Source organism: Pyxidicoccus fallax, from assembly GCF_012933655.1.
Classification (GTDB): Bacteria; Myxococcota; Myxococcia; order Myxococcales; family Myxococcaceae; genus Myxococcus; species Myxococcus fallax.
Genome location: NZ_JABBJJ010000329.1, coordinates 1 through 13,853 on the forward strand (window position 1 = coordinate 1; position 13,853 = coordinate 13,853).

At 66.8% G+C, this 13,853-nt stretch carries 10 protein-coding genes, 2 tRNA genes and 3 pseudogenes; 10 read left to right on the plus strand and 5 right to left on the minus strand.

The window, feature by feature from the left end; genetic code table 11:
- Positions 1-333: 333 nt before the first annotated feature.
- Both HG543_RS57220 and HG543_RS42685 read left to right on the plus strand, forming a co-directional pair.
- A pseudogene (locus tag HG543_RS57220) lies at positions 334-753 on the plus strand (IS4 family transposase); the annotation flags it as partial.
- 705 nt (positions 754-1,458) lie between these two features.
- Positions 1,459-2,292, plus strand: coding sequence for a hypothetical protein (locus HG543_RS42685; RefSeq protein WP_169350693.1), 834 nt, complete (start codon positions 1,459-1,461; stop codon positions 2,290-2,292).
- Positions 2,293-2,562: 270 nt separating this feature from the next.
- On the opposite strand, the pseudogene HG543_RS42690 reads toward HG543_RS42685, so the two are convergent.
- A pseudogene (locus HG543_RS42690) lies at positions 2,563-2,922 on the minus strand (transposase); the annotation flags it as partial.
- A gap of 640 nt (positions 2,923-3,562) precedes the next feature.
- On the opposite strand from HG543_RS42690, the gene HG543_RS42695 reads away from it, so the two are divergent.
- Complete coding sequence (locus HG543_RS42695; RefSeq protein ID WP_343073581.1) at positions 3,563-4,192, plus strand: DUF6310 domain-containing protein; 630 nt, start codon at positions 3,563-3,565, stop codon at positions 4,190-4,192.
- A 1-nt stretch (position 4,193) separates the two neighbouring features.
- A complete protein-coding gene (locus HG543_RS42700; RefSeq protein ID WP_169350696.1) occupies positions 4,194-4,952 on the plus strand; it encodes a DUF5953 family protein in 759 nt (252 codons plus the stop codon).
- A 101-nt stretch (positions 4,953-5,053) separates the two neighbouring features.
- Here the strand turns inward: HG543_RS42700 and HG543_RS42705 are convergent.
- The 3 genes and pseudogenes from HG543_RS42705 to HG543_RS42715 form a co-directional block, all read right to left on the minus strand.
- Positions 5,054-5,350: pseudogene (locus HG543_RS42705) on the minus strand (transposase); the annotation flags it as partial.
- A gap of 271 nt (positions 5,351-5,621) precedes the next feature.
- Positions 5,622-5,694: transfer RNA gene (locus tag HG543_RS42710), tRNA-Glu, on the minus strand.
- 20 nt (positions 5,695-5,714) lie between these two features.
- Positions 5,715-5,787: transfer RNA gene (locus HG543_RS42715), tRNA-Lys, on the minus strand.
- Between the two features lie 193 nt (positions 5,788-5,980).
- Between HG543_RS42715 and greB the strand changes: the two genes are divergently transcribed.
- The 5 genes from greB (at position 5,981) to HG543_RS42740 (ending at position 10,262) form a co-directional block, all read left to right on the plus strand.
- The gene (gene greB, locus HG543_RS42720) at positions 5,981-6,514 is read left to right on the plus strand and encodes a transcription elongation factor GreB (protein ID WP_169350697.1); all 534 of its coding nucleotides are present in this window, start codon (positions 5,981-5,983) and stop codon (positions 6,512-6,514) included.
- A gap of 9 nt (positions 6,515-6,523) precedes the next feature.
- On the plus strand, positions 6,524-7,471 hold the full coding sequence (locus tag HG543_RS42725; protein ID WP_169350698.1) for a deacetylase: 948 nt from the start codon (positions 6,524-6,526) through the stop codon (positions 7,469-7,471).
- Between the two features lie 281 nt (positions 7,472-7,752).
- The gene (locus HG543_RS42730) at positions 7,753-9,072 is read left to right on the plus strand and encodes a PhoH family protein (protein WP_169350699.1); all 1,320 of its coding nucleotides are present in this window, start codon (positions 7,753-7,755) and stop codon (positions 9,070-9,072) included.
- A 27-nt stretch (positions 9,073-9,099) separates the two neighbouring features.
- Entirely contained in the window at positions 9,100-9,408 is a 309-nt protein-coding gene (locus HG543_RS42735; RefSeq protein ID WP_169350700.1) for an HP0495 family protein, read from the plus strand.
- A gap of 89 nt (positions 9,409-9,497) precedes the next feature.
- Positions 9,498-10,262: an SAM-dependent methyltransferase gene (locus tag HG543_RS42740; protein ID WP_169350701.1), complete on the plus strand. Its 765-nt coding sequence runs from the start codon at positions 9,498-9,500 to the stop codon at positions 10,260-10,262.
- Positions 10,263-10,345: 83 nt separating this feature from the next.
- Here HG543_RS42740 and HG543_RS42745 read toward each other — a convergent pair whose 3' ends face one another.
- A complete protein-coding gene (locus HG543_RS42745) occupies positions 10,346-11,440 on the minus strand; it encodes a diacylglycerol/lipid kinase family protein (protein ID WP_169350702.1) in 1,095 nt (364 codons plus the stop codon).
- A gap of 398 nt (positions 11,441-11,838) precedes the next feature.
- Between HG543_RS42745 and dnaK the strand changes: the two genes are divergently transcribed.
- The gene (gene dnaK, locus HG543_RS42750; RefSeq protein WP_169350703.1) at positions 11,839-13,761 is read left to right on the plus strand and encodes a molecular chaperone DnaK; all 1,923 of its coding nucleotides are present in this window, start codon (positions 11,839-11,841) and stop codon (positions 13,759-13,761) included.
- Positions 13,762-13,853 lie beyond the last annotated feature (92 nt).

The following is a 13,853-nucleotide window of genomic DNA, read 5'->3' on the forward strand; positions in this document are numbered from 1 at the left end:
TCGGAGGTGGGGGCGGGTGAGTCGCCGGACATGGCAGCATGGACTAGCACTGAAGCGCACGCTCCGCCCATGACGAAGCGTGTGGGCGCCTGCACGCCCGGCGTTCCTGGAGGGATTCTCCCTGCACGCAAATACGCACCTGCATGCGAACGCCTTTCTGGAGACGAGAAGCAGCCTGAAATCACCGGGGCCGGAAACCGCTGAGATTCCAGCGGCTTCCGGCCCCGATTGAAGTGTCCCCGACGGGATTCGAACCCGTGGAGGGGGGGGCTGAGGCATCGCCTCATTGTGTAGGGCCGCTTCGACACTACGTACTGGGTGAGAACACCTCCCATCAACGAAAACAAGGTGCACGCCTTCCTCGACGGACTCTTCGGAGAAGACCTGCATGCCAAGCGGGTCTTGTCGCTGTCGCTGGCGACGCTGGGCGTGGTCCATGCGGCCAGTCTGCCGGTGTACGCAATCGGCCGGGCGCTGGCGCTGGCCCGTGGTACCCAGGGCAAGCACGGGGTGAAGCAGGTCGACCAGCTGCTGTCCAACACGGGCATCGACGTCTGGCACCTGTTCGCCCTGTGGATGCCCTACGTGCTGGGGCAGCGTACCGAGGCTGTGGTGTCGCTGGACTGGACTGGACGGACTTCGAGGCCGACGACCAGACGACGCTGGTGGCCGCGCTCAAGACGCGACATGGCCGCTGGAAGCCCCTGGTGTGGTTGACGGTGCAGAAGTCCGACCTCAAGGGGCTGCGCAATGAAGTGAAGGACTCCGTCCTCTTGCGCCTGCGTGAGTTCATCGCCCCCGCGGTGAAGATGACGATTCTGGCTTGTCCGCCATGAGCATTGCCGAGCCGGAGCGGCGCGACCGGTTGCTGCTGGTGTGTGCGCTGGCGCTGGCGCTGCTGACGTTGCTGGGAGAGGCCGGGGCAAGAAACGCTCCTGCTCCCGCTTCAGCCAGGGATGCTTCTACTATCAGGCTCTGCCCATGCTGCCCGAGGAACGGTTGCGACCTCTGATGGAACTCTTCAGCCAACTCGTCCGAGAGCGCCCCGTTTTCCGCGAAGCCTTCGGTGTCATATGAGGGGATGCCTCAGGGGCTGAATAGCTATCCTCGCTTGAGGGAGTTGGGACCGGCGTCGTGAGCACCTTGCCGTCTCTCAAGGGAGGCTACTTGACTTTGCTGCAAGTACCCAGGTCTGCGTACACGTTCGCGTCCCTCATGGAGACCCAAGCCGCGTCATTTCGTTCCACGAACTCGGGCGGACGCTCTCCAGTGGTAATTTGGATGCACTGGATATCGGGCCAATACTGGAGGCGAAACCAAGTCGCCGTCTGCGCCTTGTTGATCGTGACCAGCGTGGGGGTCTTCTTACTCATGACAAGAGTGAGACTCGAGCCAATCTAACACCGCCGAGACACCCGGGCGAGCTCTGGAGTAGGTTCCTGCCTCATGGGTACTTGGATGAACGCGGCCTTTATTCAATGTGGGGATGTGAACCGGGTTGAGAGAGAACTTGCCCGCCTTGTGGTGGAAATGGGGCGGCAACTTGTGATCCCGAGACAGCGCAAGACTGACCATCGAGATCCTATGCAAATCGGAAAGGGTGAGGAGGTTCGCCGTTGGGGGATCGCCGGTTTCCGTGGCGCCCCGGGATGGACTGCCATCCGCACCGCCCCCTTTGAATTGTTGATGCAGGGAAGCCCGCCGCTTCTCGCACGCCTCGCCGAACAGGTGGGCGCCCCTGCTTTCCAGTACAACATCCACGACAGCAGCTCGGGATTATTGATGGAGGCGGACGCGCATGGGCGCGTGGAGCTTTCAGGGTACGTTTCGCACGAGCCGAGAGAATACTGGAACGGAGACCCTCCGATAGATCGCGTAGAGCCGCGCTTCCGCATCATCGATCCCTCGGATGTGGCTGCATGGGCCGAGGCAACCATGCCAAAGGCACGGGTGAAAGTGATGGATTCCTCCAAGGGGAACCTCCAGACGGAGGACCCCGAGCTGATGCGGTGGCTCCGCGATATTGGCGCCGAGGTTGACCCCACGGAAGGTCGGTCCGGCCACTATGACGTGTGGACGTTTCATCCCGCACACGTCATCCGCAAGTTCGCGGAGGCAGACGACACCGGCCTATTCCTTGATCCGGATTGGTGTGTGGAACCGGCCTTCAAGACTGTTTTCGGCGGTCCGAACGCCGAGCACTGCGACAACCTCTGCATGGTGCAGACGCTAATCCCCCACGCACCCCTGCCCATTGACGGGTTCGTACTCTACGCAGAGTCGAAGGAGTAGGAACGCGAACAGGGGCTGAGGCGACACCCCTGCCCACCAAGCCCAGATGGTCCTGCGGTCCTGCCCCAACTGCTCGGCCAGCTCCGTAACGATGGTGTCCGGGACGGGGGGCGGTGTGAGGTGGACCCCATCGGCTGGACCACTTTGGGGCGATCCATCTTTGCGCCTGAGCCGACGGTGAGAGTGTGTTGATACGTCGTCGTCGTGGTCGTGTCGAGGGGGCGCGGGGGGAGACTCGTAACCTGTGGAAAGCTGTGGAGGCCTGTGGAGTCACGCCGCCTGCTCGATGATGCCGGTGCGGTAGACGTGCATGGGCGTGCGGTACCCGAGCGCCTGGTGCGGACGTTCGAGGTTGTAGAAGCGCAGCCAGCGGCCAACGCCCGCCCAGGCCTGGCGCACGTCGCCGTAGGCGTTGAGGTAGACCTCCTCGTACTTGAGGCTGCGCCAGAGCCGCTCGACGAAGATGTTGTCCACGCACCGGCCCTTGCCGTCCATGCTGATGCGCACGTCCTGCTCCTTGAGCACTGCGAGCCAGTCCTTGTCCGTGAACTGCGCCCCCTGGTCGGTGTTGAAGATGCCCGGAGGCCCATGGTGGCGCAGGGCCTCTTCGAGTGCCTCGATTACGTGGGAGTCGGCTCAAAGCGCAAAAATGGGGGTGGTCCAAAAAAACGGGGACCACTTCAATAGCCGTCCCCGTCGCGGTGCCTGCTCTTCGATGGGGTCGCTTCTGGTTCCCCGGTGCCGCTGCCCCGCGAATTGCGCCGCGTCCATGCTGGAGCGCTCCGAGTCGATCGCTCTGTCTCCTGTGAAGCCGCGCCGCCCCGTGCCGTGTCCCACCGCGCCCGAAATTCATCGTGCCGCTGGTGCGCTCCGGGCCATGCTGCCGCGTCTCGGCAGGTTCCGGGTATCCCCGCTATTCGCGGCTGCTGGCATACTCCACATGCGGCCAGCCTTGCCCCGAGCTCGCTGGCTCGACGGAAAGGACGAAGCAATGCGACTCCGCGCCTGCGCCGCACTACTGGTCTTCCTCTCGGCTTGCGCCACGTCGGCACCGAGCCCAAGAGAGCACACGTCCCGGAATCCGAGGATCGCCAACCTCCAACGAGCAGCGAAGCTACCGTGGACGGACGGGGGACGGTGCGTCGTCCGTGAGGCGTCCCAGCCTTGGCCCGTGCTAGCGGAGCGGTGCTTTGCAGCCCTCGACCATGACCGGGTCCAGTTCAACGACCGGACGGGAAGGTGTGCCGTTGCCTCGGCGGGTGCGGCTGCCTTGGGCATCGGCCTCTGTGTCTTGGCTGCTCCCGAGATCGTTGCAGGCGCGGTGATTGTCCTTGGCGTTGTGGTGGTGGGAGTCGTCATCAAGGAAGCGCTAGATGCGTATGAGCTGAGAGGGAGTAGTTCGGACGAGGTAGAACCCGCGCCCCGGACGAAGCCCGCCTCGCAGGAATCCTCAGAGAATCGAAAGCCCAAGCCGGAGCCAACAGGGCAGGATTGGTTCCCCCCGGCGCCGACCGATCCAGTGGAGCGCGAGCGCCGCCCGGAGTGCAGGCCCGTCCCAGTGCCGCACCGAGGCGGAAATGACCCGCACGACGATTGCGCCGACCTCCTTCCGCAGAACAGCTTCCCCGGCTGGGACGTGCTTGTTAATGGCAAGCAATTCGACGCGTTGGTGCTTGTTACGCGGACCCTGTGGGACGTCAAAACTGATAATTTCGGCAAACACAACCTGCACTCCCAGCAGTTTTTTGCCCGCGTGAAGCTGCCGGAATTGCAACGCGAGAAAAGGCTCGCAGAAGCATGTGGATATAAGTTTGTTGTTGGCGTGCGAAGCGCTGCGCACAAAGTCGCACTTGAGCGATTGGATAATACTCTCACGGTTGTTGTCATGGATTGGTGTTGATATGGCGGTCTTTCCTGATGAACTCGGCATCATTGTCTATGCGCCTGCGCTCGTGGGTGACGACAGGCGACCTCTCGCTATCGTTCACGGGATGGAAGGCGCGCTTCCTGGTCTACGGCTAGCGTGGACGCTCTCTGAAAAGGAAGATCTTCTTGCGTTGCCTCACCGCGACGAATGGGTCGTTTCAGAGAGGACGGACAACGGGTTTCCGTTCCTTTGCAACGATGACAAAAGCCGCCCGGTGACGATTACCGGCTGGGAGAATCCTAACGGGCTTGCGGCAGGGAGCCCGCCGCACTTGGAGGTTCACGGGTCGCTGCACCTGGACACAGCCGGTATCGCGGCGGCAGCGGGTGTGCTGGCAGCCATAGGGGAAGGCGCTCGCGCTTTCTGGGGGCGCGCGACGCCGTTCAACGCGGCCGTCGAGATTTCGCGGCAGACGATCGATCCGGTGCGTAAGCCGGGTGTCGCACCACGCGGGCTCCCAGTGCTTAGGTTCCCGGACTACATCCGCGCGCCTGAAATTCCGCATTACCTCGGGTGGCTCAATTATTGGTCTGCCGCTGCCGCACGCGCCATCGGGTTCCCGGACCTGGCTCGGGACGCAGAGCTTCTTTCACGGACGCACCGCACGGCATCGGGCGGGTGGGTCGTGCAGCTCACGGACGCGCCGCTCGACCTTGACAACCCTGCCCACCTGGACGCGCTCCTGCGGGCTTATGAGCGCTTCCCGGAGATCGGCGGTCGCGCAGCACCTTGACCCCTCCGTGCCGGGGGATGGGGGCAGCTCCCCAGCCGTAGGGAAGGGAGACTCTGCGCGGGCGGAGGCGATGCTAGAGCGCCGAACAGGTTAGTGGAACCTCATGCCGCGAGGCGCTGCTCTTCGGCGATGCGGCGGTGGATGGTTTCCAGGTTCTGGAGCGCGCAGAGCCGGCGAAGGTCGAAGGTGTTCTTCCGCGTGCCGCGGTAGCGGGCCCTCGGCCCCTGACGCTGGCCGAGATGGGCGAGTGGGTGCTCGACGGGCACCCGCTCGCGCAGCTTCGCCCGTCCCGAGCGAGTGCCTTGCAGCCGCCGCAGTCGCTTCTGCAGGGCTTCGTCCTCGCCCAGCCGAACGCTCCTGCCGCGTCCGGAGGCCGCCTGCGTGCATTGGGCGCGCAAGGCATCTTTGCGGATAGGGTCCATGCGAGCGCCGGCCCGGTGCTGGCCCCTTGCAACCTCGTGGGGGCCGGCCGGCTCATGGGCGCCCCGCCTATCGCACTGCGCCGCCACCGTGGCCTTCGAGGCTGCCGGGCAGCTCGCGGCGCGGACTTGCGGCAGGCGCGCTGTCAGGGCCCGCGCTAACAGCGTTCTAACAGCGCTCGGGTGGACGAAAACGAACGGGGCTGGACGGTTGACCCGTCCAACCCCGTGATTTTCCTCTGCTTCTAAGTGTCCCCGACGGGATTCGAACCCGTGTTACCGGCTTGAAAGGCCAGCGTCCTGGGCCTCTAGACGACGGGGACGGCTCTTCCTCTCTACTACATGAGTCGCGGGGGGCTCGAACCCCCGACCCTCGGCTTAAAAGGCCGGTGCTCTACCAGCTGAGCTAGCGACTCGCACTATTCTTTTTTCGAAACCGACATCCACCCCCGGAGGGAACCCGGGAGCAGGCGCTTCCTACCAGCACTGCCCCGCGCTTTCCACTGGCGAGCATACCCCCGCCTTCCTGACACCGCCCCGCCGACTTCCGGTGAACGCCCGGCCCACCGTCTCCACTCCTCGGTCACCGTCCGGCTGTATACAAGGAGCATGTCCCAGGACGTACACCCCGATAAGGACGACATCGAGGACGACGACGAGGAGCGCGCCCCGTTCCGCCGCTACCTCACCCGGGCAGGCGCCGAGCGCATGCACCGCGAGCTGGTCCACCTCCTCAACGAGGAGCGCCCCAAGGTCACCGCCGAGGTCTCCGCCGCCGCCGCCCAGGGCGACCGCTCCGAGAACGCCGAGTACATCTACGGCAAGAAGCGCCTGCGCGAAATCGACCGGCGCCTGCGCTTCCTACAGAAGCGCCTGGACACCGCCACCATCGTCACGCCCGCTGAACAGACAGACCGTGAGCGAATCTACTTCGGCGCCACCGTCACCCTGGAGGACGAGGACGGAAACAGGACCACGTACCAGATAGTCGGCTCCGATGAGATCGACGCCGCCGGAGGCCGCATCAGCGTGGAGTCCCCCATCGGCCGCGCCCTCCTGCGCAAGGCCGTGGGCGACTCCGTCGAGGTGCACCGCCCCCGCGGCGACATCGAGCTCACCGTGGTCGACATCCGCTACGAATAGGACGCCGTCATGCCTCGGACGCAGCCCATCAGCACCCGCTACCGCCGCATCTTCCAGCATCTGAGCGGGCTGGACCTGGCTGCCTCCGAGAACCAGGACCTCACCCTCGAGGAGCTCGGCCTCGACGACACGCAGAACGCCCGCGTGGACCTCGTCTTCGGCACCTACAGCCCCCAGGGCCTGGAGCGCGCCCTGCGCGCCTACGGGCTCCTCGAGCGCGTCGAGGAGCGCGTGGGCCCCGTGGAGGTCCGCGTCCAGTTCCAGGACCCGTACCGCCCCCGCATCGTCGTCTGGAGCCGTCGCTTCTACGCCCCCGTCGCCGACGTGTGCCTGCGCAAGACGGTGGGCGCCGAGGTGGGCCTGACCGACGCGCTCGCCCAGGCGCCGCTCCTCTACGTGGACTCGCTGCTCCTCCAGAACCCCGCCCGGCACTTCGACTGGAACCGGCCCCCGCTGCCTGGACAGAGCCACCCTGGACTCTCCCTCTCCGGGCAGATCCTCGACCTGCTGCTCCTCATGACCCGCCGCATCGGCGCCGAGGCCCTGGCGCTCGTGCCCTCCACCTTCGCCGCCGCGGGCGTCTACGAGCGCCGCTTCCTGTTCGTGGACGGAGAGGCCCAGGGCCGCTTCCTCGCGCTGAAGGGGGCAGGGCAGGGACGCCCGCGCTGGCTCGTCGCCTGGGCCGTGGAGCTGGGCTGCATGAAGGACGCCGAGGGCCGGCCCGCGCCCTTCCTGCCCACCCCTATGCTCTCCCCGCTGAGCAGCCGGCTGATCCACCACTTCGACGCGCGCACGTGGGACGACGCGCTCCAGGTGGCCGCCCGGCGGCTGCTCACGCTCGACGAGGAGGCCCTCCAGCAGCGCTTCCCCTGGGAGCGCATGCCGCCCGGACCGCCGCCCGAGCGGGTGGTGGAACTGCTCGGGTACGACCCGCTCGCTCCCGTCGTGGCGCACTAGCAACAGAACGCTACAGGGGTGTGGCGCGCGGGACTGGGAACGTGGGCTCCAGACGTTCCAATCCCAGGGCCTGAGACCGCGACGCGATGTCACGGCGTGCTGGCTCGGGCGTGCGGCGTGGGGTATCGGACAGCCGGCCTTCCAGGCGATTCACTGGCTGTTTCCCCCAGGGGCGGTGTCTATATTGGGTGGCGAAAGGGCCCCCAGCCGGGCCACGAGAAGCCCCCCAGTCGCACGGTCCGCAGCGGTCGCACCCGAACCTTCAGGTCGCGCAACCCACGATGCGAAAGAACTTCATCCTCGACACCAACGTCCTCCTCCACGACCCGCGCAGCATCTACGGGTTCAAGGACAACAACGTCATCATCCCCATCTACGTCATCGAGGAGATCGATCAGTTCAAGCGCGATCTCTCCGAGCTGGGGCGCAACGCGCGTCTGGTGGCCCGCTACCTCGACTCGTTCCGCGCGGAGGGTTCGCTGAAGGAGGGCGTGCCCCTGCCGCACGGAGGCATGCTCCGCGTCAACTTCACCGACCGCGAGCTGCCGCTGTCCATGGCGGACAGCAACCTGATGGACAACCGCATCCTCGCGGTGGCCATCGACCTGATGGAGAAGGAGCCGGAGACGCAGGCCGTCTTCATCACCAAGGACACCAACCTCCGCATCCGCGCGGACGCGCTCGGCCTCATCGCCGAGGACTACGACGCCGAGCGGGTCGAAATCACCGAGCTGTACACCGGCTTCACCGAGCGGCTCGTCCCGCGCGAGCTGGTGGACCAGATGTACAAGCAGGGCGCCGAGGTGGAGCTGCCCGACGCGGACACGCTCGCCCCGAACCAGGCCGTCCTCCTCAAGGACGAGACGAACCCGTCCCACACGGCCATGGCGCGCTTCCACGGCACCAAGGGCAAGCTGGTGCCCCTGCTGCGGCAGATCAAGGAAGGCACCTGGGGCGTCCGCCCGCGCAACATGGAGCAGACCTTCTGCCTGGACCTGCTGCTCAACGACGACATCAAGCTCGTCACCATCGTCGGCAAGGCGGGCACGGGCAAGACGCTGCTGGCCATCGCCGCGGGCCTGCAGAAGGTGACGGAGGAGGGGCTCTACCAGAAGCTGCTGGTCAGCCGGCCCATCTTCCCGCTGGGGCGCGACATCGGCTACCTGCCGGGCAGCGTCGAGGAGAAGCTCAACCCCTGGATGCAGCCCATCTTCGACAACGTCGAGTTCCTCATGAACCTGAGCCGCGCGGACAAAAAAGCCGGCCGCGGCTATCACGAACTGCTCGACCTGGGCCTGATGGAAATCGAGCCGCTCACGTACATCCGCGGCCGCAGCCTGCCCAACCAGTTCATCATCGTGGACGAGGCGCAGAACCTCACACCCCACGAGGTGAAGACCATCATCACCCGCGTGGGGGACAACACGAAGATCATCCTCACGGGAGACCCGTTCCAGATCGACAACCCGTACGTGGACTCGACCAACAACGGGCTGGTCCACGTGGTCAATCGCTTCAAGAGCGAGAAGATCGCGGCCCACATCACCATGGCCAAGGGAGAGCGCAGCGCCCTGGCCGAGCTGGCCGCCAACCTGCTCTAGGCCTGCGCCAGACTCGAGAGACGTGCCATGAAGAAGGACGGCCCCGACAACACGCCCACCGCCGGAGACGAGGAGAAGAAGCCCCTCATCGAGTACCCCGCCGTCTACACCTTCAAGGTGATGGGCAAGCAGGAACACGGCTTCCTCGAGCACGTGCGCGACCTGTTCCGCAAGCTGATGGGCTCGGAGATCTCCCCGGACTCCATCCGCGAGCAGCCCAGCAGCAAGGGCAAGTACGTGTCGCTGAGCGTGTCGGTGTACCTGCTGTCCGAGGAGCACCGGCGCTCCATCTACGCCGAGCTCCACCGGGACGAGCGCGTCATCTACTACCTGTGAGGCCGGGTCCACGCCCCCGTGCCCCTCGCGACAGCCGCGAGGGGTGCGTGGCTGGAAGTCCGAGCGGGGCGCGGGTATATGAGGAATCCATGAGCCCGGCAGAGCCCTTTCCCTTGTTTCACCCCGCGCAGGTCCGGCGCGCCTTCGGCTCGGACGACTCCACACGGCGGTTCGCCAAGGTGGCGCAGCTCGAGCCGGGCTCGCGGGTGCTGGTGCTCGGCTGCGGCCCGGACGGCGCCGCCGCGCTGCTGCTGGCCAAGGAGCTGGGCTGCTCGGTCGTCGCCGCGGATACCGACGAGGCGGTGCTCGCCCCCCTGCGCGAGCGGGTGAAGGCCCAGGGGCTCGCGGACCGGCTCGAGGTGCGGCGCGTGGCGCTGGACTCGCTCGGCCTGCCGGAGGGCGGCTTCAACGGCATCCTCATTCAGGGGCATGTGCTGTACCCGCTGCGGCCCACGCTGGCGGGCATGCGCGCGCTGCTGGCGAAGCGCGGCCGCCTGGGCCTGACGTTCCCCGCGAAGGTGGGGCGCTTCGCGCCCAAGGCCGCGCTCGACTTCTGGGAGAAGCGCATCGGCGGGCCGCTGCTGCTGCCGCGCGAGCTGCTCCAGGTGCTGGAGGCCGCCGGCTACGAGCCCGAGTCCGCGGAGACGCTCCATGACTCGGAGCTGGACGTGCTCTACCGGGACATCGAGGCGCACCTGGCGTCCGCGCCCGCCGAGCCGCGCGCGGCGGGGCTGCGCGAGGAGGTGTCCCTGCACCGCGAGAGCAACGGCAAGGCCAGCGTCAGCTACGCCTTCGTCGTGGGCCGCCGCAAGGAGCCGGGGGAGAAGCCTCCGGCGTCGAGGGACCGCGGGTAGCCTTCGGGTGGGTGCCGGGCGGGAGGCTTCCGCCCGGGGATTCACGGGCGTGAAGGGCAGGGCGCGAGGCCCGGCCCGCGCCTTCAGTTCATGGCGCCGTTGAAGTCCACCAGCTCGATGGACTCCGGGGCCACGGACAGCGTCACCTGGTCGCGGTAGCCGGCCGCGTCGCCGCCGACCTGGAAGGGCATGGGGCGGGCGAAGCGGATGGTGACCTCGCGGGCGTGGAAGTCGTGGAGGCCCTCGGGGAACCAGCGGCCGTTCCACAGCTGCGGCAGGTTCGCGAGCACCTGGGTGGGCTTCACCTGGCCCAGCCGCAGCTGCATGAAGCCGCGCCGCTCACTGGCGAAGGGGAACATGCGGAAGCCGTAGCCGTAGAAGGGCATGGTGCCCGCCGCCGCCATCATCAGCCGGCCGCGGAACAGCGTGGCGCCCGGGGCCAGCGCCTCACCCACCGCGCGCCCGTCCGCGCCCAGCCGGTACGCCTCGCCGGCCTGGCCGTTGATGACCTCGCACTCCACCCAGGTGGAGTTCGTGAGGTAGTGGGGTACCGTCTTGCAGGCCACCGCCGAGAAGTAGCCGCCGCTGCCCGTGAGGACGCTCTTGAGGAGACCCTTGCCCAGGTTCTCCTTCACCCAGATGTAGTCGTTGAGCACCTTGCCATCCACGCCCAGCCCGGCGAACGGCGCGCGCTGCCCGTCCACCATCAGCAGGTCCATGGGGCGGTAGCCCGGAATCTCACCCGTGCGGGCGCGCAGCACGTCGTTGAGGATGCCGTCCCCGCGCGTGCCGGAGGCGTTGACGTGGTTGGCGATGCCGTTGCCGGTGCCCAGCTTGAGGATGCCGAAGCGGGGCGCCTGCTGGCCCGCGAAGCGGCCGCGCGGCCCCACCTGGTGCAGCACCTCGTTCACGAAGCCCATGAAGGTGCCGTCACCGCCCCCGGTGAAGACCATGGGGTAGCCCCGCTCCAGCACCGTCTGGATGATGCGCCGCGCGTCCAGCTGCGAGCGGGAGAGGAACAGGTCCTGCTCCGGCACCACGTGCGACAGCGACTTCACCACCCGGGCGTCCACCTTGCGGGCATTGGCGTTCAGCAGCACCGCGACCTTCGGCTCGGCGGTGGTGTCCGACGCGGGGGCACGGCGGAGGTCCGGAGAGCGGAGGGGCTGGACGAGCATGCGGCTGGCTCCTAGGTAGGCACGGGTAGGGGGACACCCGATGGCGACGCCGGCACACTGTGCACTTTCATTGCCAAAGCCTAACGCCCTGCGTCAGCAGGCGGGCAAGCATGTCATTCCAAGGGGTTGCAGCGTCGGCTGCTGATCTCCAGGTCGCCCGGTTGCTACCTGCGGGTGACAGAGGTGTAGAGCGCGTTACGCACCCGTGCCCGGTTGGTGGCACGGGCGTGACGCGGCGCATGGCTGCCTGCGCACTGCGCTACGCACCTGGGAGCACCACCTTCTCCAGGACGCGACGGAAGTCCCCACCCTGGTTTGACAGGCGGGGGTGGGTGGTTACGTTGGGCGTACATCAGGAGTTCGCAGAAAAACGCAGTCTTTTCCGGAGGATAGGAACCGTGGGCAAGATTATCGGGATCGACCTGGGCACCACGAACAGCGTGGTCGCGATCATGGAGGGTCGCGAGCCCAAGGTGATCGTCAACGAGGAAGGCAGCCGCATCACGCCCTCGGTGGTCGCGTTCACGAAGGATGGGGAGCGCCTGGTCGGTCAGGTGGCGAAGCGCCAGTCCATCACCAACCCCGAGCGGACGGTGTACTCCATCAAGCGCTTCATGGGCCGTCGCCACGACGAGGTGGGCGAGGAAGCCAAGCTGGTCCCCTACAAGGTGGCCCGTGGCCCCAACGGCGACGCGCGCGTGGACATCGACGGGAAGCAGTTCAGCGCGCCGGAGATCAGCGCGCAGGTGCTGCTGAAGCTGAAGCGGGCGGCGGAGAACTATCTGGGCGAGAAGGTGACCGAGGCGGTCATCACCGTTCCGGCGTACTTCAACGACGCCCAGCGTCAGGCCACCAAGGACGCTGGCGAGATTGCCGGCCTCACCGTGCGGCGCATCGTGAACGAGCCGACGGCGGCGGCGCTCGCGTACGGTCTGGACAAGAAGAAGGACGAGAAGATCGCCGTCTATGACTTCGGCGGCGGCACGTTCGACATCTCCATCCTGGAGGTGGGCGAGAGCGTGGTCGACGTGCTCGCGACCAACGGTGACACGCACCTGGGCGGCGACAACATCGACCAGCGGATCATGGACTGGCTGATCGCCGAGTTCAAGAAGGACACCGGGCTCGACGTCAGCAAGGACAAGATGGTGCTCCAGCGCCTGAAGGAGGCGGCGGAGAAGGCGAAGATCGAGCTGTCGAGCGCGATGGAGACGGACATCAACCTGCCGTTCCTCACGGCGGACGCGTCCGGCCCGAAGCACCTCAACGTGAAGCTCACGCGCGCCAAGTTCGAGGCGATGATCGATGACCTCATCGAGCGCTCGCTGGAGCCGTGCCGCAAGTGCCTCAAGGACTCGGGCGTGGACCCGAAGGACCTGAACGAGGTCGTGCTGGTGGGCGGCACCACCCGCATCCCGAAGGTGCAGGAGGCGGTGAAGCGGCTGTTCGGCAAGGAGCCGAACCGCTCGGTGAACCCGGACGAGGTGGTGGCGGTGGGCGCCGCGGTGCAGGCGGGCGTGCTCTCCGGCGAGGTGAAGGACATCCTCCTGCTGGACGTGACGCCGCTGAGCCTGGGCGTGGAGACGCTGGGCGGGGTGATGACGAAGCTCATCGAGCGCAACACCACCATTCCCACGCGCAAGTCGGAGGTCTTCTCCACGGCCGCGGACGGCCAGACGCAGGTGGAGATCCACGTGCTGCAGGGTGAGCGCGAGATGGCGGGCGACAACCGCAGCCTCGGCCGCTTCCACCTGACGGGCCTGCCTCCCGCGCCGCGCGGCATGCCGCAGATCGAGGTGACGTTCGACATCGACGCGAACGGCATCCTCAACGTCAGCGCCAAGGACAAGGCCACCAGCAAGGAGCAGAAGGTCACCATCACCCACTCGTCCGGTCTCGCGAAGGACGAGGTCGAGAAGATGGTCGCCGACGCCCGCAGCAACGAGGCCGCCGACAAGGCGCGCCGCGAGCTGGTGGAGGTGAAGAACCAGGCGGAGAGCCAGGCGTACGCCGCGGAGAAGCTCATCAAGGAGAACAAGGACAAGCTCTCCGCGGACACGGCGAAGGGCATCGAGGAGGCGGTGGCGGAGCTCAACCAGGTCCGCGAGGGCCAGGACAAGGACGCCATCAAGTCCGCGCTCGATAAGCTCCAGGCCGCCAGCTACAAGGCCGCCGAGGAGATGTACCGCGCCACCGGCGGCGTCCCTGGCGCCGAGGGTGCTCCGGGCGCTCCGGGCGCCGGCGGCCCCTCCGCCGCGCCGGGCTCGCAGGCCACGGGCAAGAAGGACGACGTGGTGGACGCCGAGTTCCGGCAGTCGTGATGCCGGGGCGGTGGTAACCCACCGCCGTTGAGACATGAGGGCCGGTGCTCCCGCGAAGAGGGCGGGGGGCCGGCCCTCCTGCATTGCGGGGG